This is a genomic window from Sediminibacterium salmoneum NBRC 103935 (assembly GCF_000511175.1).
GTDB lineage: Bacteria > Bacteroidota > Bacteroidia > Chitinophagales > Chitinophagaceae > Sediminibacterium > Sediminibacterium salmoneum.
The window spans coordinates 1,870,969-1,896,446 of the sequence record NZ_KI866530.1 but is presented as its reverse complement, the minus strand read 5'-3'; the positions used below and the strand labels follow the sequence as shown (position 1 = coordinate 1,896,446).

The 25,478-nt window shown below is 40.4% G+C and carries 26 protein-coding genes; 23 read left to right on the top strand and 3 right to left on the bottom strand.

Features of this window, described 5'->3' with window-relative positions; translation table 11 throughout:
- The first annotated feature begins 4 nt into the window (after positions 1–4).
- Together P767_RS0108820 and P767_RS0108815 are read left to right on the top strand one after the other, a co-directional pair.
- Positions 5–1,204: an acetyl-CoA C-acyltransferase gene (locus tag P767_RS0108820; RefSeq protein ID WP_026764216.1), complete on the top strand. Its 1,200-nt coding sequence runs from the start codon at positions 5–7 to the stop codon at positions 1,202–1,204.
- A gap of 101 nt (positions 1,205–1,305) precedes the next feature.
- Positions 1,306–1,701, top strand: a complete 396-nt coding sequence (locus P767_RS0108815; RefSeq protein WP_026764215.1) for a hypothetical protein — start codon at positions 1,306–1,308, stop codon at positions 1,699–1,701.
- Here the strand turns inward: P767_RS0108815 and hisS are convergent.
- Positions 1,664–3,031 (bottom strand): histidine--tRNA ligase, encoded by a 1,368-nt coding sequence (gene hisS, locus P767_RS0108810; RefSeq protein ID WP_026764214.1) that lies wholly within the window; start codon positions 3,029–3,031, stop codon positions 1,664–1,666. The two genes, P767_RS0108815 and hisS, sit on opposite strands and share 38 nt — an antisense overlap.
- Before the next feature lie 226 nt (positions 3,032–3,257).
- On the opposite strand from hisS, the gene P767_RS0108805 reads away from it, so the two are divergent.
- The 20 genes from P767_RS0108805 to P767_RS0108715 all read left to right on the top strand — a co-directional run bounded on the left by P767_RS0108805 (position 3,258) and on the right by P767_RS0108715 (position 20,839).
- The gene (locus P767_RS0108805; protein ID WP_026751076.1) at positions 3,258–3,491 is read left to right on the top strand and encodes a hypothetical protein; all 234 of its coding nucleotides are present in this window, start codon (positions 3,258–3,260) and stop codon (positions 3,489–3,491) included.
- Positions 3,492–3,498: 7 nt separating this feature from the next.
- Positions 3,499–4,416 (top strand): PstS family phosphate ABC transporter substrate-binding protein, encoded by a 918-nt coding sequence (locus P767_RS0108800; RefSeq protein WP_026764213.1) that lies wholly within the window; start codon positions 3,499–3,501, stop codon positions 4,414–4,416.
- 25 nt (positions 4,417–4,441) lie between these two features.
- Positions 4,442–4,615: a hypothetical protein gene (locus P767_RS18335; RefSeq protein ID WP_157611449.1), complete on the top strand. Its 174-nt coding sequence runs from the start codon at positions 4,442–4,444 to the stop codon at positions 4,613–4,615.
- 65 nt (positions 4,616–4,680) lie between these two features.
- The gene (locus P767_RS0108790; protein ID WP_026764212.1) at positions 4,681–6,240 is read left to right on the top strand and encodes a tetratricopeptide repeat protein; all 1,560 of its coding nucleotides are present in this window, start codon (positions 4,681–4,683) and stop codon (positions 6,238–6,240) included.
- 100 nt (positions 6,241–6,340) lie between these two features.
- On the top strand, positions 6,341–6,742 hold the full coding sequence (locus P767_RS0108785; RefSeq protein ID WP_051417252.1) for an NADH-quinone oxidoreductase subunit A: 402 nt from the start codon (positions 6,341–6,343) through the stop codon (positions 6,740–6,742).
- An 89-nt stretch (positions 6,743–6,831) separates the two neighbouring features.
- Entirely contained in the window at positions 6,832–7,422 is a 591-nt protein-coding gene (locus P767_RS0108780; RefSeq protein WP_051417251.1) for an NADH-quinone oxidoreductase subunit B, read from the top strand.
- Between the two features lie 4 nt (positions 7,423–7,426).
- Positions 7,427–7,933, top strand: a complete 507-nt coding sequence (locus P767_RS0108775) for an NADH-quinone oxidoreductase subunit C (protein ID WP_026764209.1) — start codon at positions 7,427–7,429, stop codon at positions 7,931–7,933.
- Between the two features lie 10 nt (positions 7,934–7,943).
- Complete coding sequence (locus P767_RS0108770) at positions 7,944–9,167, top strand: NADH-quinone oxidoreductase subunit D (RefSeq protein WP_026764208.1); 1,224 nt, start codon at positions 7,944–7,946, stop codon at positions 9,165–9,167.
- Between the two features lie 11 nt (positions 9,168–9,178).
- Entirely contained in the window at positions 9,179–9,679 is a 501-nt protein-coding gene (locus tag P767_RS0108765) for an NADH-quinone oxidoreductase subunit NuoE family protein (protein WP_157611448.1), read from the top strand.
- Positions 9,680–9,682: 3 nt separating this feature from the next.
- Positions 9,683–11,035: an NADH-quinone oxidoreductase subunit NuoF gene (gene nuoF / locus P767_RS0108760; protein ID WP_026764206.1), complete on the top strand. Its 1,353-nt coding sequence runs from the start codon at positions 9,683–9,685 to the stop codon at positions 11,033–11,035.
- 7 nt (positions 11,036–11,042) lie between these two features.
- Positions 11,043–12,140 carry an NADH-quinone oxidoreductase subunit G gene (locus P767_RS0108755; RefSeq protein ID WP_026764205.1) on the top strand — a complete coding sequence of 366 codons (1,098 nt, stop codon included), beginning with the start codon at positions 11,043–11,045 and terminating at the stop codon, positions 12,138–12,140.
- A 12-nt stretch (positions 12,141–12,152) separates the two neighbouring features.
- Positions 12,153–13,202, top strand: a complete 1,050-nt coding sequence (gene nuoH, locus P767_RS0108750; protein ID WP_026764204.1) for an NADH-quinone oxidoreductase subunit NuoH — start codon at positions 12,153–12,155, stop codon at positions 13,200–13,202.
- A gap of 42 nt (positions 13,203–13,244) precedes the next feature.
- Positions 13,245–13,784 (top strand): NADH-quinone oxidoreductase subunit NuoI, encoded by a 540-nt coding sequence (nuoI, locus tag P767_RS0108745; RefSeq protein ID WP_026764203.1) that lies wholly within the window; start codon positions 13,245–13,247, stop codon positions 13,782–13,784.
- Positions 13,753–14,316 carry an NADH-quinone oxidoreductase subunit J family protein gene (locus P767_RS0108740; RefSeq protein ID WP_084799880.1) on the top strand — a complete coding sequence of 188 codons (564 nt, stop codon included), beginning with the start codon at positions 13,753–13,755 and terminating at the stop codon, positions 14,314–14,316. The genes nuoI and P767_RS0108740 overlap by 32 nt, the downstream gene beginning before the upstream one ends.
- A 17-nt stretch (positions 14,317–14,333) precedes the next feature.
- On the top strand, positions 14,334–14,669 hold the full coding sequence (gene nuoK / locus P767_RS0108735) for an NADH-quinone oxidoreductase subunit NuoK (RefSeq protein WP_026764201.1): 336 nt from the start codon (positions 14,334–14,336) through the stop codon (positions 14,667–14,669).
- An 18-nt stretch (positions 14,670–14,687) separates the two neighbouring features.
- A complete protein-coding gene (nuoL, locus tag P767_RS16505) occupies positions 14,688–16,307 on the top strand; it encodes an NADH-quinone oxidoreductase subunit L (RefSeq protein ID WP_245586869.1) in 1,620 nt (539 codons plus the stop codon).
- Between the two features lie 49 nt (positions 16,308–16,356).
- A complete protein-coding gene (locus tag P767_RS18855) occupies positions 16,357–16,635 on the top strand; it encodes a hypothetical protein (protein ID WP_245586868.1) in 279 nt (92 codons plus the stop codon).
- Positions 16,636–16,661: 26 nt separating this feature from the next.
- Positions 16,662–18,089: a complex I subunit 4 family protein gene (locus P767_RS0108725; protein ID WP_026764200.1), complete on the top strand. Its 1,428-nt coding sequence runs from the start codon at positions 16,662–16,664 to the stop codon at positions 18,087–18,089.
- 18 nt (positions 18,090–18,107) lie between these two features.
- Positions 18,108–19,502: an NADH-quinone oxidoreductase subunit N gene (locus tag P767_RS0108720; protein WP_026764199.1), complete on the top strand. Its 1,395-nt coding sequence runs from the start codon at positions 18,108–18,110 to the stop codon at positions 19,500–19,502.
- A 62-nt stretch (positions 19,503–19,564) separates the two neighbouring features.
- On the top strand, positions 19,565–20,839 hold the full coding sequence (locus P767_RS0108715; RefSeq protein WP_026764198.1) for an ABC transporter permease: 1,275 nt from the start codon (positions 19,565–19,567) through the stop codon (positions 20,837–20,839).
- 44 nt (positions 20,840–20,883) lie between these two features.
- Here P767_RS0108715 and P767_RS0108710 read toward each other — a convergent pair whose 3' ends face one another.
- Both P767_RS0108710 and P767_RS0108705 read right to left on the bottom strand, forming a co-directional pair.
- Positions 20,884–21,588 carry a carboxypeptidase-like regulatory domain-containing protein gene (locus P767_RS0108710; RefSeq protein ID WP_026764197.1) on the bottom strand — a complete coding sequence of 235 codons (705 nt, stop codon included), beginning with the start codon at positions 21,586–21,588 and terminating at the stop codon, positions 20,884–20,886.
- Positions 21,589–21,702: 114 nt separating this feature from the next.
- Positions 21,703–24,276, bottom strand: a complete 2,574-nt coding sequence (locus P767_RS0108705; protein ID WP_026764196.1) for a zinc-dependent metalloprotease — start codon at positions 24,274–24,276, stop codon at positions 21,703–21,705.
- Between the two features lie 312 nt (positions 24,277–24,588).
- On the opposite strand from P767_RS0108705, the gene P767_RS0108700 reads away from it, so the two are divergent.
- The gene (locus P767_RS0108700) at positions 24,589–25,446 is read left to right on the top strand and encodes a MotA/TolQ/ExbB proton channel family protein (RefSeq protein ID WP_026764195.1); all 858 of its coding nucleotides are present in this window, start codon (positions 24,589–24,591) and stop codon (positions 25,444–25,446) included.
- Positions 25,447–25,478: the final 32 nt, after the last annotated feature.

Below are 25,478 nucleotides of genomic sequence, written 5' to 3'. Positions count from 1 at the left end.
TTCTATGAGTAGCGCTTGTTATGTGATTGATGCAGTAAGAACGCCAATAGGCAGATTCGGAGGAAAATTAAGCTCGGTAAGACCCGACGATATGCTGGCCACCGTAATCAGAGCCCTGATAGAACGCAATCCGGATGTGGATCCCAATGCCATTGAAGATGTAATAGCCGGAGCAGCCAATCAGGCGGGGGAGGATAACCGAAACGTAGCCAGAATGGCGGCATTATTGGCTGGTTTGCCAACATCTGTTGCGGGTTCAACGGTTAACAGACTCTGTGCCAGTGGGTTACAGGCCATTATGGATGCAGCCCGTGCCATTCAATGCGGAGATGGACTTTTTTATATTGCGGGTGGGGTAGAAAGCATGACCAGGGCCCCATTTGTAATGGCAAAAGCGGATACACCCTGGAGCAGAAAGCTGGAGACCTATGATACCAGTTTTGGGTGGCGCTTTATTAATCCGGCTTTAGCGGAAAAATACCATCCATATACCATGGGTGAAACAGCTGAGAACGTAGCCAGAACCTGGAAAATAAGCAGAGAAGCACAGGACGCATTTGCCCTGCAGTCTCAGGAAAAGTATTTTGCTGCAGAAGCGGCAGGAATCTGGAATGATGAAATAGTGGCGGTTGAATTTGTAGAAGACAGAATGGTTAGCTGGATGAATAAAGACGAGCATCCGCGTAAAACCAGTATGGAGAAATTGGCAGGCTTAAAGCCAGCATTTATAAAAGACGGAACCGTAACCGCGGGCAATGCCTCTGGTATTAATGATGGGGCAGCAGCTGTGTTGCTGGCCAGTGAAGAAGCAGTTAAATTATTCAATCTGAATCCCATTGCTAAAATTACCAGCATGGCCGTAGCTGGTGTGGATCCTGCCATTATGGGCATTGGTCCCGTGCCTGCCACTCAGAAAGCATTGAAACGAGCAGGGCTTAGCATTAACGATTTAGGCCTTGTAGAATTGAATGAAGCTTTTGCCTCACAAAGTCTTGCCTGTATACAAGACCTGGGGCTGGATCCTTCTAGGGTAAACGTAAATGGCGGTGCTATTGCATTGGGGCATCCATTGGGTTGTTCGGGTGCACGTATTTCGGCAACTTTAATCCACCAGATGTTAAGAAGCAAAATAAAGTATGGACTGGCTACCATGTGTGTGGGAGTTGGACAGGGGTCTGCTATTGTTTATGAAGGACTGAATTAATTTGTAAGCACCTGGTTCATTTGCAGATGATACAAAATTTATATAAAAGGTATTCCGATTTATAACTGAATTGATTAATTTGTTTTCAAAATAGTACTGAAATGAAAAAAGTTATTTTGTTTGTTTTTATGCTGGTTGGATTAACAACGGCTGCAAGTGCACAAACCACTCCAACAGACTCAACGGTGAATCAGATTTTGGGAAGGTATAAATTTGCGGAAGGAAGCCCTGTTGCTGAAGTAACTGTTGTACTTGAAAATGGGGTATTGATGATGAATTCTGCTGCCGGTTCTTCCACACTGGAAAAATCAGGAGAAGATGTTTACGTAATTACCCAGTTTCAGGGTACTGCAAAATTCACCCGCAACGATAGTAAAGTGGTAACAGGCGTAACTATTCTGGCCATGGGTTACGAACTGGTGGGAACTAAAGAAACAGCTTCTACTAAAGCAATTGCATTTAGAATAGCTGCGAAGCCAGCTCTGACTGTGAAATAGTTTTTTGCTCTCCGTTGATAATATTTTTCAGGATACAGGTCCCTTCTGTTAATTCGGTACTACCGATGATAATAACATGAGGGACTTGTTTTTTTTCTGCATACTTGAACTGTTTATCAAACTTGGCTGATTCATGATACAGTTCGCAGGCAATACCCCGGTCTCTTAAATCCTGCATCAATTCAAATGCTTTTGCAGATTCAGCTGTACCCAGATTAAAGAACAATACCTTGGTTCCTTTTTGTACTGCTTCCGGAAAGAGTTGTAGTTCTTCCAGTACATCATAAATTCTGTCAACGCCAAAGCTAATGCCCACACCAGGTACATTGGGTACGCCAAACAAACCGGTAAGGTCGTCGTAACGTCCGCCACCGCCAATACTTCCCATTTGGGCACCAATGGCTTTTATTTCGAATATGGTGCCTGTGTAATAATTCAAACCACGGGCCAGCGTAAAATCAACAATAACCTGTGCGCGATTTTTTTTGGGATGATTGGCCAAAATATATTCCAGTTCTTCAATGCCTTTCAAAGCAGTTGAATTTTCCTGCATGAGATTTTTTAATTGCGCTATTCTTTCTGTATTGCTTCCATCAATGGATAAATATTTTTCAATGATGGCAATTTGTTCAGGAGAAATTTCTTTGGATGCCAATTCCTCTTTTACTTTTTCCATTCCTATTTTATCCAGCTTGTCTATGGCAACTGTTATAGGAACCATTACCTGCAACCCACCGCAAAGCTCTGCCAGACCGGCTAAAATTTTTCGGTTATTGATTCTGATTTCAACAGGCAGATTCAATTTTTCAAATGCAGTTGCATAGATGGATGTCAATTCCAATTCATTCAGCAAGCTATTGCTTCCCACTACATCAGCATCACACTGATAAAACTCTCTGTATCTCCCTTTTTGCGGGCGGTCTGCTCTCCAAACTGGTTGTATCTGGTATCTTTTGAACGGCAATGTCAATTGTCCATAATTCATGGCCACAAAACGGGCAAAGGGAATGGTCAGATCGTAACGCAATGCACGCTCTGTAATCCCCTTGGTATTTTTCCCTTCCAGAACTTTCTGAAAATCAGCGGTAACCTGGGCTTGCTTTGCAGGATTGTCTAATCCGTTGTTCAGGATTTTAAAAATCAGTTTGTCTCCTTCTTCTCCGTATTTCCCCATCAGGGTATCCAGGTTTTCCATGGCCGGTGTTTCAAGTGGTTGAAAACCATAGAGTTCAAATACAGAGCGAATGGTATTGAAAATATAATTACGCTTTTGTACGGTGACTGCATTAAAATCTCTAGTGCCTTGTGGTATTCCTGCTTTGTTGCTCATGGCCGCAAAATTATAGTATTGTCTTTTAAAAGAGCAGGACCAGTTTCACTTGTATATGTGTGTGTTGAGAAAAAACAAATCCGTAATCTGGCTAAATATGTTAATTAGTTTGCAACTAACAGTCATTAGTTTAGTGCCTTTTCACCGAAAGTTTTTTATGGAATTTTAATTTTAGCGCATCTCACGTAAAATATTTACTAAATTGCCCATCCCGTAAAGTGATTGTATGGAAAATACTTACAGAGAGAGAAACCAGAAACGGTACAGTGTCTTCAGAAGGATCTATGATATTTCTATGGCTACTTTGTTTTTGGGTGTTGGACTTGCAGTATTCTTCATAGAAAAGCTGGGAATGGATCTAGTGTTTACAGCAGAACCGCTTTATCGTAATTTATTCGGTAGCATTTGTGTTTTGTACGGAGCATTCAGATTATACAGAGGCGTTAAGCAAGATTATTAAATTGATTATGAAGAGAAGTAGTGTATTTGCTTGGGCACTGATTTTTTTGCTCTTTGTTTCTTGTGATTCAACAGAATCAAAAAATGCTTTTCAGGATAACACTGAAGAAGGAACCATTTACATTAGTGTAGATGAAAGCTTTAAACCTGTTATTGAAGAGCAAATAAAAGTTCATCAATCATCTTTCCCCAAAGCCAATATTGTGGTTTCCTACAAATCAGAAGCGGACTGTTTCAGAGATTTACAAAAAGACAGTACCCGCATGATTATTGTAGCCAGAGGCCTGGATGAGAAAGAAGCTGAATTTTATAAATCTGCTTTGTCTTACCAACCACAGTATGCTGAATTGGCCTACGATGCCGTTGCATTGATTGTAAATAACAATGCCAGTGACAGCATATTTACATTTAATGAGGTAAGAGATATACTAAGCGGGAAACATAAAATTACAGCAGTGATGGATGGTAAGTCTGCTACAAGTACGGTACGCTATTTAAAAGACAGTGTTTTAAAAGGCGCTTCTTTTGGAGCAAATGTAGTAGCAGCGAATAATAGTCAGGAAGTAATTGATATTGTTACTTCCCGAAGCGATGTGATTGGTTTTGTAGGTCTTAGCTGGATTGGAGATGTATATGATACTCAACAACAATCTTATCTTAAAAAAATAAGATTGGCGAGAGTAGAGTGCACCGCCTGTTTGGAAAAAGGCATATTTGCAAAGCCTTCTCAATCAACCATAACCTATGGTCAGTACCCTTTGGCACGACCTTTGTTTTATGTATTAAAAGAGAACCACGCAGGACTTGGAACAGGCTTCATGAATTTCATGAGTTTGGAAAGAGGACAGTTGATTTTCAGAAGATCTTTTTTAGCTCCGGCTAAAATGGCTTTTCACAAAAGGAATAGTAGTATAAACAACGAATAACAAAACAACTATAAAAAGAGAGAACATGAAGAAGACCGTTGCTTTGATGTTTGCAGCTGTATTTGCCGTACAGTGCTTAACGGCTCAGATTGCCGAAGGCATTAAGCTGTTGCATTATGAAAAAACAAGAGTGCAAAAGAAGTACTGCAGAAAAACTATGATGCGAATGCTAAAGACCCTCAAGCCATCTATTGGTTAGGTCAGGCGCATCTGGCTGGTAATGGAATTGAAGTTACCAAAGAAGATGTTGCTGCTGCAAAAGCATTGTACCAGAAAGGACTTCAGGAATTGGGTAGTGATGCCTGGTTACTGGTAGGTATGGGACATGTTGAGTTGAGAGAAGGTGGAGACCTGAATTCAGCAAAACAAAAGTTTGAACAGGCTATTACTGCAACAACAGAAACCAGAGGTAAAAACAAAGGTAAGCCCAACGCTGCTATCTTAACTGCCATTGGCCGCGCCAATGCAGATGGAGACAGTAAAATGGGAGATCCTGTATACGGTATTGATAAATTAAAGCAGGCAGGTGCCTTAGACTTAACCAATCCTGATATCTATATCTATATGGGTATCTGCTATCAGAAAATGGGTGGTGAAAATGGTGGAGAAGCGGTAAAAGCTTATACAGAAGCCATTGCTCGCGATCCTAAAAATGCATTGGCTATGTTCAGAATTGGGTTAATCTACAGAAGCCAAAACAACGAGGAATTGTTTAACCAATATTTTGATAATGCAAAAACAGCTGATGCTGCTTTTCCTCCAGTTTATTATGCATTGTATCAATATTATTCAGAAAAAGATGTAACCAAAGCCAAAGAATATTTGGATCAATATGTTCACACTGCTGATAAGGATTCAAGAAACGAATTGTACCAGGCAGACTATTTATTCCGTGCGGGTAAATACGATGAGTCTTTGGCAAAAGCAAAAGAATTAGATGCAGCGGTAGGTATTAAAGCAGTTCCTAGATTAGGAGTGGTGTATGCATACAACTATTTAAGAAAAGGAGATTCTTTATTGGCTAAAAAATACATCGAAGAATTTTTAACCAGTGCTCCTGCTTCAGAAGTTCAGGCTTCAGATTACAAGTTGGGTATTGAAGTGGTTACCAAGTTTCCGGGAAATGAAGCCACTGCATTAGCATATGTAGACAAAGCTCTTCAGGCAGATACGGTAAAAGCAAATCAGATTGTATTGATCAATGCAGCTGCTGATATGCTGGGTAAAGCAAAGTCCTATCAGGCACAATTAAACTTAATGAAGCGTGGCATGCAAATGAAAGGTGAGTTGACTGAATTTGATTATTACAAATTAACTTCTTCTGCTTTCAATGCAAAAGCATACGATCAGGTGATAGAGTTTTCTAAACCATATATGGCAGCATTCCCGGATAAGCCTCAGCCTTATAGTTTCTTCAAAAGAGCTACTATGGCCAATGGAACCGATACTGCCAAAATCATTGAAAACTTAAACTATTTAGATTCAGTTTACGCAAAAGTGGATCTGGATAAACATAGAAAAACCATTTTCTTAGACGAATACTTTAAGATTAACTACTATGTGAATCTTTTCAATGAAATTAAAAAGCGTCCGGATTTCAAGGTAACTACCAAGGGAGAAAAATCTCCTGCAGTAGAAGAATTCCTTGCAGTTTGTCAAAAAGCCATTGAAGTGGCTGATAAGATGCTGAATTTATACCCAACAGCAGGTGATGAGAATAACAAGTTTGCACAGGATGTAAAAGCTACCATCCAGAAAAACATTGATTATTACTCCAATCCAACTGGAAAAGGCGGTGCTTCCGGAGCTAAAACCGGTAGCTAAGTCCCTGGTTTAAAATTAACTTAAAGAAAAAGCTCCTCAAATTGAGGAGTTTTTCTTTTATATGCTTTACAAGCGTATTTTTGCGGACTTAAAGCGCACTATGGAACCATTATTTACTCTGATTGACGCAAGTTCAAGCAATTCTGCTTCCAATTATCTGCCTATTGCCATTCAATTGATTTTTGCTGCAGGTTTTGTAGCAACCATGATTGGTGTTTCTTCCCTGGTTGGGCCCAAGCGTAAAACCGCTGATAAGCTGGAAAACTTTACCAGTGGTATTGAATCACATGGAAATGCCCGTCAGCCAATGGCCATTAAGTATTTTCTGGTGGCAATTCTATTTGTTTTATTTGATGTGGAAGTAATTTTCTTCTACCCTTATGCTGTTAACTTCAGAGAGCTGGGATGGAATGGGTTCCTTGCTGTAACTATGTTTGTAGGGTTCTTTTTAATAGGATTCACCTACATCATTAAGAAAGGTGCGCTGGAGTGGGAAGACTAATTGGTTAAAGGGCGGATTAAAACCGAACTAAACCCTTTAGTAGCTGTTCTATACGTTAAACAGGATTATAACTATTAATATTCATTATTATGTCACGTCCGGTAAGATTCAACATACATCCAAAAGAGGCGCAGATAGCCGATTCAATTACTTATGTAAATGCCCCTGAAGGGTACGGAGGAGAAGGATTTTTTACTACCAAGCTAAGCGATGTAGTAGGATTGGCGCGTAAGAACTCTTTGTGGCCCATGCCCTATGCTACTTCTTGCTGTGGTATTGAGTTCATGGCCACTGCCGCTTCACACTATGATTTATCCAGATTTGGTGCGGAAAGGATGAGCCATTCTCCCCGTCAGTGCGACTTATTGATGGTAATGGGTACCATTGCCAAGAAAATGGGTCCAGTTCTTCGTCAGGTGTATTTGCAAATGGCAGAACCCCGTTGGGTAATGGCTGTGGGCGCCTGTGCTTCAAGTGGTGGTATTTTTGATACTTATAGCGTGCTTCAGGGAATTGATCAGGTGATTCCGGTAGATGTATATGTACCAGGATGCCCGCCCAGACCAGAAGCAATTTTAGATGGATTCATGAAAATTCAGGAACTAGTTGGTCAGGAGAGCATTAGAAGAAGAAACAGCGATCATTATAAAGCATTATTGAACGGTTACGGAATACAGTAATATTATGGCAATCAGCAACGAATATATTCAGCAAAAGCTTACTGAAAAGTTCGGAGACCAGGTCTTCCACTTTGAAGAAACCTATGGTATGCTTTCTTTTGAAGCCCCTAAGGATCTGAATTTAAAAGTAATGCAATACTTGTACGACGAACCCAGCCTAGGATTTAAGTTTTTAACTGATTTGTGTGCAGTGAATTATCCAGATGAAACAGGCAGGGAGTTGGCAGTTGTGTATCATTTGCACAATTTGGTACAAAACACGCGTATCCGTTTTAAAGTATTTACTTCTATTGCAACACCAGACGTTTATACAGCTTCTCAATTGTTCTCTTCTGCCAATTGGATGGAAAGAGAAACCTATGATTTTTTCGGGGTAAACTTTGTGGGTCATCCTAATTTAAAACGCATTCTGAATGTGGATGAAATGGATTATTTCCCATTGAGAAAAGAATACCCTCTGGAAGATCAGACCAGAATTGACAAGGACGATGAAATGTTTGGACGCGGATAAAACTTAAAATATGAGTGATCATAATATAACATTAGCAGAAGACGCGATTGAGCGGAAAACTACAACCATCAATCTGGGGCCTACGCACCCGGCTACACACGGTGTATTTCAGAACATCATGGAGCTGGATGGAGAAAGAGTGGTATCCAGTGAACAGACCGTTGGTTATATCCATCGTGCTTTTGAGAAGTTGGCCGAAAGAAGACCGCTTTATCAGGTTACCCCTATCACAGACCGTTTAAATTATTGTAGCAGCCCCATTAACAATATGGGGTGGCATTTAACCTGTGAAAAATTGCTGGGTGTACAAACACCAAAGCGGGTTGATTATCTGCGCGTGATTATTATGGAACTGGCCAGAATTGCGGATCACCTGATTTGTAATTCCATTGTAGGGGTAGACTCTGGTGCATTTACCGGATTCCTTTACGTAATGCAGTACCGTGAATTAATTTATGAAATATATGAAGAAGTATGTGGGTCCCGTCTTACTACTAATATTGGGCGTATTGGCGGCTTTGAGAGGAATTTCTCAAATACAGCGTTTACGAAACTCGAGAAATTCTTAAAAGAATATCCGGTTGCTTTAGGAGAATTGGAAAGCCTATTAACCAGAAACAGAATTTTCATGGAGCGTACGATTGGTGGCGGTCCTATCAGTGCAGAACGTGCATTGAATTATGGTTTTACGGGTCCAAACCTAAGAGCAGCAGGTGTAGATTACGATGTACGTGTACATTCTCCTTACAGCAGCTATCAGGATTTTGAATTTGACATTCCGGTAGGAAAAACCGGCGACAACTACGATCGCTTCCTAGTGAGAAATGCGGAAATGTGGCAAAGCATGCGCATTATTCAACAGGCGTACAATAAAATTCAGGAATTCAAGGGAACAGAAGCAGAAGTGTACCATGCAGATGTACCTGAATATTATCTTCCTAAGAAAGAAGATGTGTACACCAAAATGGAAGCATTGATTTGGCATTTCAAAATCATCATGGGTGAAGTAGATATGCCAAAAGGGGAAGTATACCATGCAGTAGAAGGAGGAAATGGAGAGTTAGGATTTTATTTGATTAGTGATGGAGGAAGAACCCCATTCAGACTGCATTTCCGCAGACCCTGCTTTATTTACTATCAGGCTTATCCTGAGTTGGTAAAAGACAGCATGTTGTCTGATGCCATTTTAACCATGAGTAGTTTAAACCTGATTGCAGGTGAATTGGATGCTTAATAAAAGAAGCTATGACTAAGTTTAATGATGAACAATTGAAAGAGTTTAACCGCCTGGTAGCTCGTTATCCGGAAGGAAAACAAAAGAGTGCTTTATTGCCTGTACTGCATTTAGCACAGGATAGCTTTGGTGGATGGCTGAGTGCAGAGACTATGGATTATGTAGCAGAACTGTTGAATATTACACCCATTGAAGTGTACGAAGTAGCTACTTTCTATAGCATGTATAATTTAAAACCAGTTGGTAAATACCTATTCGAAGTTTGCCAGACAGGACCTTGTATGGTAAATGGATGCGATGATATCATTGAATATATTGGAACCAAACTGGGAATCAAACCAGGGGAAACCACAGCAGACGGCATGTTTACCTTAAAAACGGTAGAGTGTTTAGGAGCCTGTGGTTATGCGCCAATGATGCAGATGGGAAAACATTATAAGGAACATCTGACCAAAGAAAAAGTGGACGCCATTATTGATGAATGCAGAAAAAATGCTGCCGCAAATAATTAAGATATGGGTGTAAAATTATTATTAGAGAAAGCGCATGTGCCGGGTATCCGTTACTTTGAAACCTATCGGAAAGAAGGGGGATATCGTGCGGTGGAAAAAGCTTTGAAGCAAATGGATCCTGCATCTATTGTGGAAGAAGTAAAGAAAAGCGGACTTCGTGGAAGAGGTGGTGCTGGTTTCCCTGCGGGAATGAAATGGAGCTTTATTGCCAAGCCAGAAGGAGTACCCAGACACTTGGTTTGTAATGCAGATGAAAGTGAGCCGGGAACCTTCAAAGACCGTTATTTGATGGAGTTTATTCCTCATTTGCTAATTGAAGGATTGATTGTTTCATCCTTTGCATTGGGAAGTAATGACACTTACATTTATATCCGTGGCGAATATGCTTGGATCGTAGACATTTTAGAACAGGCAATTGAAGAAGCCAAAGCCAATGGCTTTTTGGGTAAAAATATTTTAGGTACGGGTTTCGATTGTAATATCTATGTGCAGAGAGGAGCAGGGGCGTATATCTGCGGAGAAGAAACTGCCTTGATTGAATCCTTAGAAGGTAAGAGAGGAAATCCAAGAATCAAACCTCCATTCCCTGCCATTGAAGGTTTGTGGAGAAGACCAACTGTGGTGAACAACGTAGAAACCCTAGCAGCAGTGGTTCCTATCATCAATATGGGTGGAGATGAATATGCAAAAATTGGTGTGGGCCGTTCTACCGGAACCAAACTGATTTCTGCCTGCGGTAATATCAATAAGCCTGGTGTGTATGAAATTGATATGACCATTTCTGTAGAAGAGTTTATTTATTCAGATGAATACTGTGGCGGTATTGCCAATGGAAAAAGATTGAAAGCCTGTATCCCAGGTGGATCTTCTGTTCCTATTTTACCTGCCAATCTATTATTGAAAACGGCTAAGGGAGAAACCCGTTACATGAACTACGAAAGTTTAAGTGACGGTGGTTTTGCAACAGGTTCTATGATGGGATCTGGTGGTTTCATTGTACTGGACGAAGACCAATGTATTGTTAAAAACACGTACACTTTAGCGCGTTTTTATCGTCACGAAAGTTGTGGACAGTGTTCACCTTGCCGTGAAGGAACGGGTTGGATGGAAAAGATTTTGAAAAACATTGATACCGGAAAAGGCAAGATGAGTGATATTGATTTGTTGTGGGATATTCAGCGCAAGATTGAAGGAAATACTATCTGTCCTTTGGGAGATGCTGCGGCATGGCCAGTAGCAGCTGCCATAAGACATTTCAGAGATGAATTTGAATGGCATGTGAATCATCCTGAAGAAGCACAAAAAAGAAATTATGGATTGGCGCATTATGCAGATCCTATTCATGTACCAGCTTAATTAAGTTATGTCTGAACAACCATTATTTAAAGTAACCATCGACAATATCACGGTAGAAGTACCCGCGGGTACTACGATCCTGAATGCAGCGCGTAAGATTGGCGGCGATGTTGCTCCCCCTGCCATGTGCTATTACAGCAAATTAGAAGGCAGTGGTGGTAAGTGCAGAACCTGTTTGGTAGAAGTAAGCAAGGGATCTGAGAAAGATCCAAGACCCATGCCCAAACTGGTGGCCAGCTGTCGTACTACCGTAATGGATGGAATGGAAGTGAAAAATATTACAAGTGATCGCGTGATGGATGCCCGCAGTGGTGTGGTAGAATTTTTATTAATCAATCACCCATTGGATTGTCCAGTTTGTGATCAGGCTGGAGAATGTCATTTGCAGGACCTTAGCTACGAGCATGGCAAAGCGGGTACTCGTTATGAGTTTCAGCGCAGAACATTTAAGAAGCACGATTTAGGCGATAAGATACAGTTGCATATGACGCGTTGTATTCTTTGCTACCGTTGTGTATTTACAGCAGATCAGCTCACTGGAAAAAGAGAGCATGGTGTATTGGACAGAGGAGATCATGCAGAAATTGCTACTTATATAGAGAAGAATTTAGACAATGAATTTATAGGGAACGTAATTGATGTTTGTCCGGTAGGTGCATTAACAGACAAAACTTTCCGTTTCAAAAACAGGGTATGGTTCTTAAAGCCTATGGACGCTCACAGAGACTGTCCAACCTGTAGCGGAAAAGTAACGCTATGGAACAGAGGAGACGAAGTGTTCAGGGTTACTGCACGCAAAGATCAATGGGGTGAAGTGGAAGACTGGATTTGTAATACCTGCCGATTCGATAAGAAACAAACCAGTGACTGGGTAATTGAAGGACCTAGACTGATTGACCGTCACTCAGTTATTTCTCAGGGTCACTATGCAGGTAAAGTGGGAATACATAAACCAACAGAAACTTTTGAAGCAGTGCATGGGGGTCGTCAGCCAAAGTTGCTGATGGATATTCATAGCGTAAGCGAAGTGAATAAGCCTGAGATAACCTTGAGTAAATTAGACAGACCTGCACATTCAACTGACTTTACATCGAATAAAGACTAATAAACCAGAAGCATGACACTATTGGCCTTAGATTGGATATTAATGCTGGAGAAACTAATCCTGATTGCGATTATCGTTTTCGCCAGCTTGGGCATTGCCCTTTATACTACGTTTTCTGAACGTAAAGTAGCGGCAGTATTGCAAGACAGACCAGGTCCGAACCGTGCGGGTCCAATGGGTTTATTACAACCTTTGGCAGATGGTTTGAAGTTGATCATGAAGGAAGAAATTATTCCGAATTCAGCCAATAAAGCCTTGTTCATTCTGGGACCTGCTATGGCAATGACAGCAGCTTTGATGACTTGTGCAGTTATTCCCTGGAGCAGTTCTGTGGAATTGTTTGGAAGAAAAATTGATTTACAAATTGCTGATATCAATATTGGAATACTATACGTGTTTGGTGTAGTGAGTATGGGTGTATATGGTATCATGATTGGTGGCTGGGCTTCCAATAACAAATTCTCTTTGATGGCTGCATTGCGTGGCGCTTCTCAGGCAATTAGTTATGAATTGGCAATGGGCCTTTCATTGATTGCTGTTCTCATGCTTTCAGGATCATTGAGTTTAAAAACAATTGTTGATCAGCAAATGGCGCCGGGTGCCTGGTGGAATATTGTGTATCAGCCATTGGGCTTCTTGTTGTTCTTCATTTGCGCCATGGCAGAATGTAACAGAACTCCCTTCGATTTGCCGGAAGCAGAGAACGAATTGAACATGGGATACCATCAGGAATACTCTTCTATGAAACTGGGTTTCTATCTTTTCGCCGAATACGTAAACATGATTATGAGCAGTGCGGTAATGGCTAGCTTGTATTTTGGTGGTTATGATATTCCATTCCTGGATGAGTCTACACTAGCGCCTAATATGGCAGCGATTTTGGGTGTGTTATCACTACTAACCAAGATTGTGATGTTCTTATTCCTGTTTATGTGGATTCGCTGGACCATTCCAAGATTCAGATACGATCAGCTAATGAACCTGGGTTGGAAAAAATTAATACCACTAGCCTTAGTGAATATGTTGGTAACAGGAGCGGTGATTTTGTGGCAGCAGGGATAAAACAAACATTTACATTTGTGAACCTTTTATATAAAAGATTACATGCAAGCTTTAACAAACAGAGGAAAACAAGTAAGTAGGGAGCCGATGAGCTTCATGGAGCGCATCTACTTGCCCAATATATTTAAGGGTATGGCCATTACTTTCAGCCATATTTTCAAGAAGCAGCCTACTATTCAGTATCCTGAGCAGAAGCGTGAGTTCAGTCCCGTATTTAGAGGCCTGCACGTTTTAAACAGAGACGAAGAAGGAAGAGAGCGTTGTACGGCTTGCGGCTTATGTGCTGTAGCCTGTCCTGCTGAAGCCATTACGATGGAAGCAGCAGAAAGAATGCCTGGTGAAGAAAACAAATACCGTGAAGAGAAATATGCAGCTAAATATGAAATCAATATGCTGCGTTGCATATTCTGTGGATTGTGTGAGGAAGCTTGTCCTAAAGATGCTATTTATTTAAGCGAAACTTTTGCACCAGCAAATTTTACCAGAAAAGGCTTTATCTACGGAAAGGACGACTTGTTAATTCCCGATAAGAACAAAGCTCCTGAAGAATATGCAGCAGCAAAAGGTGCAGCAAGAGTATAATTATTGCAAGGTTATAATACAATTAAACAGATGGATACTTTACAAATTTGTTTTTTTATTGAGTGCGCTGGCCATATTCAGTGCCATCATGGTACTGGTAAGTAAGAACCCGGTGCACAGTGTACTTTGGTTAATTGTGGTATTCTTTGCCATTTCAGGTCATTATATTTTGCTGAATGCACAGTTTCTAGCAATTGTTAATCTGATTGTGTATGCAGGGGCCATCATGGTATTGTTCCTGTTTGTAATCATGTTAATGAACCTGAATGCAGATGCAGAACCCAGGAAAAACTGGTGGATGAAACTAGCTGGAGTAGTATCCGGAGGTTGCTTCCTGATGGTAATGGTTTCACTTATTAGACAGGCAACAGAACTTTCTGGTAAAGCAGCCCTTATGAAAACAGGTGATATTGGATTGATCAAGAACCTGGGCAAAGCATTGTTCAGTGACTTTGTTGTTCCATTTGAAATCAGCAGTGTACTTTTTTTAAGCGCCATGGTTGGTGCAGTAGTAATTGGTAAAAAAGACTAACCTATAACAACGCAATTATGCCTATACAATACTATATCTATTTTTCACTGGCTTTGTTTAGCATTGGTATTATTGGAGTCTTAACCAGACGCAATGCCATTATTGTTTTCATGTGCATAGAGTTAATGCTGAATGCAGTGAATCTGCTATTGGTTGCCTTTTCTAAGATGCACCACGCAGCTGCTTTAACCAGCAATGCAGCAAGCACTGCAGGGGTAGAAGGCCAGTTGTTTGTATTCTTCATTATGGTGGTAGCTGCAGCTGAAGTGAGTGTGGGCCTTGCCATTATTGTGATGCTGTATAGGAATACGCATTCTGTAGACATTAATTTCCTGAACCGATTGAAAAACTAGCACCCGCAACTTAGTAATATGAGTAAAATTGCTTTTTTAGTCCCCTTGTTTCCCTTGCTGGGTTTCCTGATAAACGGATTAGGCAGACAGCGTCTGTCTAAATCTGCGGTAGGTATTGTTGGATCAGGTATGATCTTCCTGTCCTTTTTAACGTCCTGCTTTTTATTTGGACAGGTATATGGATTGGCAGCCAATAGCGGCGGTGCTCCTATCAACAGCGTAGTAACCTTGTTTAATTTTATACAAACAGAGGCATTTACCATTCCATTCGCCTTTCAGGTAGATCAGTTGTCTGTATTATTTCTGTTAATCATAACCGGAATTGGATTTCTGATCCATTTGTACTCTACTGCATACATGAAAGAGGAAGCACCTCATCATTTTGCACGCTATTTTGCTTATTTAAATTTATTCGTCTTCTCTATGTTGCTACTGGTAATGGGTAGTAACTATGTTATTATGTTTATTGGCTGGGAAGGCGTTGGATTGTGTTCCTATTTGTTAATTGGATACTGGTTCAAGAATGGCGATTACAGCTATGCAGCCAAGAAGGCATTCATCATGAACCGTATAGGTGACTTGGGTTTCTTATTAGCGGTATTTTGGTTAATCTTTAAACTCGGAACGGTTAATTACTCAGATGTATTTGCGGGCATCAGCCAGTTGTCTGCTTTTGATATTACAGCCATCACCACTTTGTTATTTGTTGGAGCCATGGGTAAGAGTGCACAGATTCCTTTGTACACTTGGTTGCCCGATGCAATGGCCGGTCCTACACCTGTATCAGCTTTGATCCATGCTGCAACCATGGTTACTGCCGGTATTTACATGATTGCCAGAAGTAATATTTTATATACTATGGCACCGGCTACACAAACATTGGTAGCTGTGATTGGTTTGGCAACAGCCATTTTTGCGGCAACCATTGCCTTAAAGCAAAACGATATTAAAAAAGTATTGGCTTATTCCACTGTAAGTCAGTTAGGGTATATGTTTTTAGGATTAGGCGTTGGCGCTTACACAGGCGCTGTATTCCATGTAATGACCCATGCATTCTTTAAAGCTTTATTGTTCTTAGGTGCAGGTTCCGTTATACATGCTATGCACCACGAGCAGGATATCCGTAAAATGGGGAACTTGAAAAAGTATATGCCAATAACGCATATGACTTTCTTGCTGGCATGTTTGGCTATTGCAGGTATTCCTCCTTTTTCTGGTTTCTTCTCTAAAGACGAAATATTAGTAGCGGCTTACAGCAGTAATCCAATCTTCTATTATATAGGAGTGGGTGGTGCATTGATGACAGCCTTTTATATGTTCAGATTATACACCCTAACATTCTTGGGAAATTTCCGCGGAACACACGAGCAGGAACATCATTTACATGAGAGTCCTTCTGCTATGACTATTCCATTGATTGTTTTGGCAATATTATCTGTAATAGGTGGTTTCATTGGTATACCCGCTGTATTTGCAGAAAACAAACATTGGTTGGCAGGATTCTTAGCGCCCATTTTTGCTGACTCATCCAAGCTGGCAACCGAACATCACCTGAGTCATTCTCAGGAGTATATCATGATGGGGGGTTGTAACGGTATTAATTATAGCGGTTATAACATTCGCTGTAAAATCATATAAGAACTACCAGCAAAACGAAGCAGAAGAAACTGGTTTGGGCAAAGTGCTGATGAATAAGTGGTATGTAGATGAGTTGTACAATGCCATAGTAGTGAACCCATTGAATGCACTGGCTGGATTTTTGAAACAGGTGGTGGAAAAATCAGGAATTGATGGAGTAGTGAATGGCGTAGGTAAGTTTATTGCTTATGGTTCAAGACAAGTTCGTTTGATTCAAAGCGGACAGGTAGCCAGCTATCTGTTGATTATGATTTTGTCGTTGGTTGTGTTCTTTATCATATGGTTTAATGATTCAACCATCATTGGGTTTTTAAATAAATTATTTTAATTCGTTCATCAAGTAGCTCTGCAATAATGATTACTTTATTACTCATATTAACACCGCTTGTAACAGGATTAATTGCTTTGTTTTTAAAGCAGGGGAATGCAGCCAAGAACTTTGCATTACTGGCTTCTGTAGCTATAGCTGCACTGGCTTTGTCTGCTGTTTTTGCTCCAGGCACCATCACGTACGATGCCAGCTGGTTAGCAAGCATTGGTAGCCGAATTACCTTGAAAGCAGATGGGATGGCCAAAATGCTAACCTTATTAACTGCGATATCTTTTCCGGTAATTTTTACAGCAATTTATAATAATACGTATAAGCAAGCTTCTTCATTTTACGGATTGATGCTATTATCTCAGGCAGGATTGATGGGTGTGTTTTTAGCGTCTGATGCACTGTTGTTCTACTTCTTCTGGGAGCTGGCATTAATACCTGTATACTTTCTTTGTTCTATATGGGGCGGAGAAAAAAGAATTGCGGTTACCTTCAAATTCTTTGTGTACACATTTGTGGGATCATTGTTGATGCTGATTGGAATCCTGTTCATGTATTTCAACACAGCTGATCAGTCTTTCTCTTGGCAAAGTTTTCAAGCAGTAGAATTGTCTGCAAAGCAGGAAGGGGTGTTGTTTTGGTTATTCTTTATTGCGTTTGCCATTAAGATGCCCATTTTCCCATTCCATACTTGGCAGCCAGACGCTTACGAGCAATCTCCAACAGCTACTACCATGGTCATGAGTGGTATCATGGTTAAAATGGGTGTGTTTGCAGTTATCAGATGGTTGCTCCCCATGTTCCCAACAGCTGCTGCACAGTCTGCCAACCTGATTATTATCTTATCTGTGATTGGTATGATTTACGCATCGTTGATAGCGATTAGACAGGATGATATAAAACGCATGATTGCTTATTCTTCCATTGCGCATATTGGTTTAATGTCTGCTGCCATGTTCACGAATAATGCAACAGCCATGGATGGCGTAATGATTCAAATGTTTAGCCACGGCGTAAATGTGATAGGCCTTTGGATTATTGCAGACTTGATAGAAAAGCAATTGGGTACTACCAATATGAAAGAACTGGGTGGTCTTGCACAGAAAGCACCGGTAATGGCAATTTTATTGGTGGTGATGGCTTTGGCCAATGTGGCACTTCCATTAACCAATGCATTTATAGGAGAGTTCTTAATGTTTAATGGTTTGTTCCAGTATAATATGGTAATGGCCGGTATTGCAGGAATCAGTATCATTCTGGCTGCTGTATATACGTTAAACATGGTTCAGCGAGTTATTTACGGTAATGTAAATGCTACCACAGAAAAAGCCAGTGAAATGCCATTCAATATACAAGTAGCCCTAGTGATTATTACATTGATGATATTGGTTTTTGGTGTTTATCCTCAGCCACTATTAGATTTAACCGGAGACACTGTTTCCGCAATATTTGTAAATAAGTAAAAGAACGACAGAGTAGTTATGAACGCAATTATATTTTCAGCAATCATGGGTGTGGTAATGATGTTTACAGGCATTTTTACCAATAAGAAACCCTTAATTACCTTGACAGCAATAGTTGCATTAGTCATACTGCTTGTGGCTAATATCCTAAATAGCTATGGCATTTTTTCAATTCAGGTAGATACCAAAGACCTGCTACATTTCAATAAAATGGGCATGTTCTTTAATACCTTGATGATTGCGGGAACTTTGCTATTTGTATTGTTGAGTGGTTCCGAAATGGAAAAATTAGGAAACAAGACGGCTGATTTTTATGCCTTGATATTTTTTGTCCTTTGTGGAACGGCTATTCTTACTTCCTTCAATGGAATGTTAATGCTGTTTCTTGGAATTGAAATTCTATCTATCCCTCTATACATTTTAACAGGCTCAGATAAAAAGAACTTAAAAAGCAACGAAGCTTCTCTGAAATATTTCCTGATGGGATCTTTCACTACCGGTATCATGTTGATGGGGATAGTTTTATTGTACGGTGCCACTGGAAGTTTTGGTATGGTAGGAGTAAACAACCCTGCATTGCCACCTTCTTCTGGTGTTCAAACTGCTTCTTTCTTACAGGTAGCTGGCTTTTTGTTATTGTTTGCAGCCATGTCCTTTAAAGTGTCTGCTGCTCCTTTCCATTTCTGGACACCAGATGTGTACGATGGTGCGCCAAGTGTGTTTACTTCATTCATGTCTACCATTGTAAAAGCTGCCGGATTCTTTGCGTTTATTAAGTTATTTGCCTCCAATACCAGTTTGTTGGGACCCACCTGGTCAATCATACTTTCATTTGTTATTGTAGCCACTTTGTTTGCCGGTAATATCACTGCAGTATTTCAAAGAAGTATCAAAAGAATGCTGGCCTATTCAAGTATTGCGCAGGCAGGCTTTATGCTGTTTGCATTATACAGTAATAACGATTTAGGAACAGAAGGACTTATTTTATACACAGTGGCCTATTGTTTGGCTACCATTGGATTCTTTGCTATTCTGATGAAGGTAAAAGATTACACTTTTGACGGGTTCAATGGTCTGGCGAGTACACAGCCCGTATTGGCCCTGGTAGCTACCATCTGTTTGTTATCTCTTGCCGGTATCCCTTTAACAGCAGGTTTCTTTGCCAAATACTTTATGCTGGCTTCTGTAGTAAAAGCAGGTGGCCCGATCTGGCTGGTGATAGTTGCGGTATTATTTGCTGCCATCAGCGCCTACTATTATTTCAAAGTAATTCAGGCTATGTACTTCAAGGAAGGTCAGCCGGAAACGGCTGAAATAGGGCAAGGTTTCAAAATAGGACTGCTATTGGTAGCCGCTGCCATTGTGTTGGTTGGCGTTCTTCCTTCAATAGTGCTCAATTGGTTCTATTTTTAACCGCTCTTCATAATTGAAGGATAAGGCTTAAAGGTTTCCGCAATACGCTGTACCTTTATTTTATGACAATCTTCGACTCATTCAATTTAGCCTGGCGCACGGTTAAAGGAAACAAACTACGTGCGGGTATTACAATTGCTATTATTGCATTCGGTATTATGGCCTTAATTGGTATTATTACTGCTATTGAAGCCATGAACCAGAGTTTGAAAGAGAGTTTCTCCTCCATGGGGGCCAACTCATTCAGTATCCGCTACAAAGACTCAAGAGCCAGAATGGGACCCAATAGCGATGAGGTTACCAAAACCAAAAGAGGACTAAAGGAGAAAAAATCCAACCTGAATAAACCGCTTCGTCTGGAAGAAGTGGAAAGATTTAAAACGAATTATAGTTTTCCTGGTTCAATGGTTAGTGTGTACAGACGGGGGCCTGGAGGTCAGGAACTTCGTTATGAAGACAGAAAAACCAATCCACAGATATTGGTATGGGGCGGAGATGAAAACTATTTAATGGTGAACGGGTACACCATAGAACAGGGCAGAAACCTGAATAACCTGGACGTACAGAGTGGAAGGAATGTATGCTTACTGGGTAGTAATGTAGCCACCCGTTTATTTGGCGAAAGACCTGAGCGTTCTATTGATAAAATCATAAAAGTGGGCAGCACGCCATATCGTGTAATTGGTTTACTGAAATCCAAAGGATCCAGTGCCATGTTAAGACAGGATGATGTAATTGTTACTACTTATTCCAATGTTCGCCGCTATGCCAATATTGGCCCCACTTATTTAGTAGGGGTGAGTGTAACTGATATCAATCAATTGCCCGTAGCAACTGATGAAGCTACTTCTGTATTCAGATCTATTAGAAAACTGGAGCCTAAGGAAGACAATAATTTCGTGATAGAGAAGAGCGATAAGTTTGCTGAAATGTTCATCGGATTCCTGAGCAGCATTACCGGTGCAGCCAGTGCCATTGGGTTAATTACATTGATTGGAGCTGCGATTGGTTTAATGAATATTATGCTGGTTGCAGTAAATGAAAGAACCAAGGAAGTAGGGCTGGTAAAAGCCATTGGAGGCAAAAGTAAATACGTACGTCAGCAATTCTTATTTGAAAGCATGATTATTAGTTTGCTGGGTGCATTATTTGGAATCATCCTTGGAATTCTGGTAGGCAATATATTTGGAATTATTCTGGATACAGGTTTTGTGATTCCATGGGCATGGGTGTTTATAGGAATCATCATATGTACCATAGTAGGGCTTGCAGCAGGTATTTATCCTGCCATGAAAGCGGCCAGACTTAATCCAATAGTAGCATTACGATATGAATAGAACGGAATACTGAGCAGGTAACGATTGAATCATTACCTGTAGTTTTATTTTCTTCGCTCCTTCAGTTTTTCGTTAATGTAATACTTAACGTCTTCCTCTTTGGGATTTTTTCTTAACCACTCGTAAGAAGGTCTGTAGCGTTGCATGAATACCTGAAGGTCTTCGCCTTTAAGTCCGCTGTATTTAATTACAATGGCGGTAGAGAAGCGATAGTCAACGTATGCCTGTTTTTCACTGGCATTAAATATTTTAATGGCATTTCTCTTGTTCTTTTCTCTTTTGCTCAGGCTATTTAAGCTGATGCCAAAGCCGGCACCTGAATTGGCGAGTTCCAATGATTTAACCGGAGGACTAACCATCTGATCGGTGAATTCACGGAGTCTTCTCAGGCTGTCCAGGCTGTATTCATTAACACCTGTATTCTGAACCGTTACATCATTCAGTTCTCTGCTGATGGGTTGTAAATAAAAAGTTACTGTATCACTGGCACTGATAATGCCACTGTATAAAACGGTATCGAAATGATAACCAATAGCAGCTACTGACAAGATATCGTTTTTACTTACTTCAATTTTAAACAATCCTTTCTGATTGGTAATTACCGTATTGTTTTTATTGGTATTGGTAATACTGGCCATTTCAATGGGCTCATTGGTGATACTGTCTTTTACATAACCCCAAATAACTTTTTGCGCACTAAGGGAATTCCCCACTATCAATATCAATAGAAGAATCAGTAGTTTTTTCATTGTGTAAAGATACAGTAAGGGGGCATGTTTTCATAAAAAAACCGCAGGCATATCGCCTGCGGTTTCAATTCTATTGTATAGGTTCTTTTTTAATAAGAACTTGAACAAAAGGAATTATTTAGGATCCAATGCTGTTTTAATTCTTTCAGCTAAATCCGCTAAATGTATCTTGCTCATTCTGTCAGCAGTGGTTGCTGCAGCAGTAGAAAGCTGAGAACGTAAGCTAACCAATTGTGCTCTTACAATAGCAGTAACATCGGATTTCTTAGCATCAATGCCTGCGCTACCGCCACCAATTGTGATAGTGATACCACCACCTGAAGCAGGAGCAGGATTAATGATAGAAGCCAAACGATCTACATAAGCTCTCTGAAGCATTCTCTTGTAAGTATCAATGGCTTTCTTGCTGCTCAATTCACTGAAAATAGTGCCTTGAACATCATTCAATAATTCCATTGCCGTATAAGCTTTATCTGCTCCGAATCTTTCAGCACTTAGTTGTAAGCGGCCTAAACGATCTGTGCTAACAATACTGCTAACGGTTCTTTCCTGAAGACTCATAATAGGGTCTGCAGTAATTGGGTTATTGAATTTATTCCACATAGCGCGGTCTACCAACCATGTTGGAGTTTCAAACACATGTTTGTTGATGAAACCAACGGCCTCTTTCTGACGTGCTTTTGGAACAATTTCATAAACCGCTTCGTTTTGCTCAACGGTTTTGAAAGTTTCATAAACACCACCAATATTGGTGCTCACGTGGCCAATGTATCTGTTGAACTGACCCAATGTTTGTCCGTACATATTAGCAAGATTGCTGTACTGGTCACCTTCTTCCTTAGTCCACTCTGGTAAACCTTTCATTACACGCTTAAGGTTTAAAATACCATATTCACTGGCTTTTACAGAGTTGTCGCCTAAATCTTCACTTTGGCTTCTAGGGTCTACACGGTTTCCGCTTTCATAAGTACCAAACCAATGACGGGGATTTTCTTTTAAAGCTGCAGTAACCATTTTGTTGCTGTTGCTCTTGGTTTCTTCTTCTGTGTTACCAGGAATATAACCATAGCCCCATTTAATAGCCCAGTTGTCGTAGTCGCCAATCTTTGGATATAAGCCTTTTCTGCCAATATTATCTTCAGGCTGTGCTACGTAGTTGAAACGGGCATAGTCCATGATAGAAGCTGTATGGCCGTTAGCTTCAACCCACTGTTTGTCTCTTAATTTTTCAACAGGAGTCTGGCTACTGCTTCCCATATTATGGCGTAGTCCTAAAGTGTGACCTACTTCATGAGAAGAAACGAAACGAATTAAGTCTCCCATTAACTGGTCATCGTATTTCATGCTGCGTGCACCAGGATCATTAGGAGCTGCCTGTACCATATACCAGTCGTGAACCAGCTTCATTACGTTGTGGTACCAACCGATATGGCTCTCTAAAATTTCACCACTTCTTGGGTCGTGAACGTTAGGACCATAAGCATTCGGGATATCAGATGCAAAATAACGTACTACAGAAAAACGGGCATCTTCCATGCTCATAGTAGTATCCTTTTCTGGCCATTCTTTACCAACGATTGCATTTTTAAAACCAGCTTTTTCAAAAGCAACCTGCCAGTCATTGATACCTGCAATCAGGTGAGAACGCCATTGCTTTGGTGTAGCAGGATCTATATAATAGATAATTTGTTTCTTAGGTTCAACCAATTCACCTCTTCTCCATTTTTCCCACTCACCGTCTTTTGGCTCCAATCTCCAGCGTACGGCAAAACTTACATCTTCTACTTTTTGCTGAGAGTCACTGTATCTTACAAAATCATCTGTAAAGAAACCTACACGCTTGTCTGCAATTCTGCGTTGCATAGGAACTTTAGGTAACAACAACAGGGAAGTGTTGATTTCCATGGTAACCGCACCTGCATCTCTTGCTGCAGGTAAAGAAGCACCTCCGGTAGGTAATCCAGGGATGGATGGACCCGCTGCTGCAGAAGCATTAAAGGTTTTTACCGTTACAATCTCAGTATTAATTGGATAAGTGCTGATTTTGCTGATATAAGAGCGATCCTGTGCCAAAGCAGTTAAGCTGTATCTTCTTTTGGTATTAGGGTTAACGCTAACCGCCTGGTTATCGCCACTGAAGAATGCTGTAACGTCAATTACCACACCAGTAGAGTCTTTTCCTAATGATGCTACAGGAAATGCAGACGCGATGGCGTTTAAGTTGGAATTGGTAACTGCCTTATAAATATCCTGGTTCTCTTCTGCTTTGTTTACCAAAGTAACAGTTCTCAGGAATACGTTGTTGTTAGGTCCTTTTTCAAAAGTGATGGTTTGCTGGTTGGCAATCTCTCCGCCATAACCTGCACCAGCTGGTACTTTCGCAAAACGTACTACTGATAAAATCTCTCTTCCAAATAGGGAATCAGGAATTTCAAAATAGTATTTGTCCTCTACTTTGTGAACGGTAAATAAACCTGTTTTAGAAACAGCTTTTGCCGTAATCACCTCTTTATAAGGCTTCGGACCCTGTCTCTGGGCATTGTTCATCATATTAGCCAAATTGCCCATATTGGGCCCCTGAGTTGGCGCACCTGACCCTGGAGTCTGAGGTGGAGTTTGAGGTCGCTGTTGGGCCACTAAACTAAGGGCAAGCATCAGCGCTGTACTGGTGAATAATAGTTTTTTCATTGTTGCAATTAGTGTTATTTAAAAAAATGCCTATAAAGATAGGGTTGTTAACCATCTAACAATCAAATAACAGTAAGGATTGGATGAATGGTGGAGAATTTTAAAAAATCGGTAAAAATCAGTCAAAGAAAATAAGCTTGTGTTTGCTGCTTTAAATAAAATACCTATTTTACAACCCCTTTCCAATGCTGGTTTAAATTGTTTTAAAGAATTTGAAACAATTTGTTAATTCAGAATAATTTTCATTAGCATTGTGAAGTAATTTTTTAAACCATTAGTTATTTTTTTAAAAAATCAAAAACCATTTGAGTCATGGCTGAAACAAAACCAACCGCTGCAGTGAAAAGTGCAACTTCTACTCAACCAAAGAAGAGCAGCAACATTATTTCATGGATTGCTCCTTTTGCAGGGGTATTTCTAGGGTACGTTCTTTGGAGATTCGTACTTGGAACCAATAGTAATTTCACCAATCCAGATTTGGCAGGTGGTTTCTGGCCTAACCACAAAGGACCTTTGACTGGATTAGCAAAAATGTATGAAGGTGGTATCGTTGTACCTGTATTGATTGGTAACTTCATCATTGTATTGATTTTCGTTATTGAGCGTATGCTTACTGTAATTAAAGCAACAGGTACAGCTAACAATGCTGAGTTTGTTCGTAGCGTACAGTTCCACCTGGCTAACAAAGAAGTAGACAAAGCTTTGGCTGCTTGCGATAAGCAAAAAGGTTCAGTAGGTAACGTAATGAAAGCTGGTCTTAAGAAGTACAAGGAAATGATCACCAACACTGAATTGGAAACTGAACAAAAAGTATTGAATATCCAGAAGGAAATTGAAGAAGCAACTGCGCTTGAATTACCAATGTTAGAAAAGAACCTTGTGTTCTTATCAACTATCGCTTCTGTAGCAACTCTATTAGGTTTGTTCGGAACGGTATTAGGTATGATTAAATCATTCTCTGCCCTAGGTGACGAAGGTGGTGGTGATGCTGCTCGTGAATTGTCAAAAGGTATCTCTGAAGCATTGTTCAACACTGCATTGGGTATCGGTACTTCTGCTGTAGCTATCATTTTCTATAACGTATTTACTACTCGTATCGATGGTATTACTTATGGTATTGATGAGTCTGGTTTCACTTTAACTCAAAGCTTCGCTGCTAACTACAAATAATTTTGAAATTATTTGTGGAATCTGCAAAGATT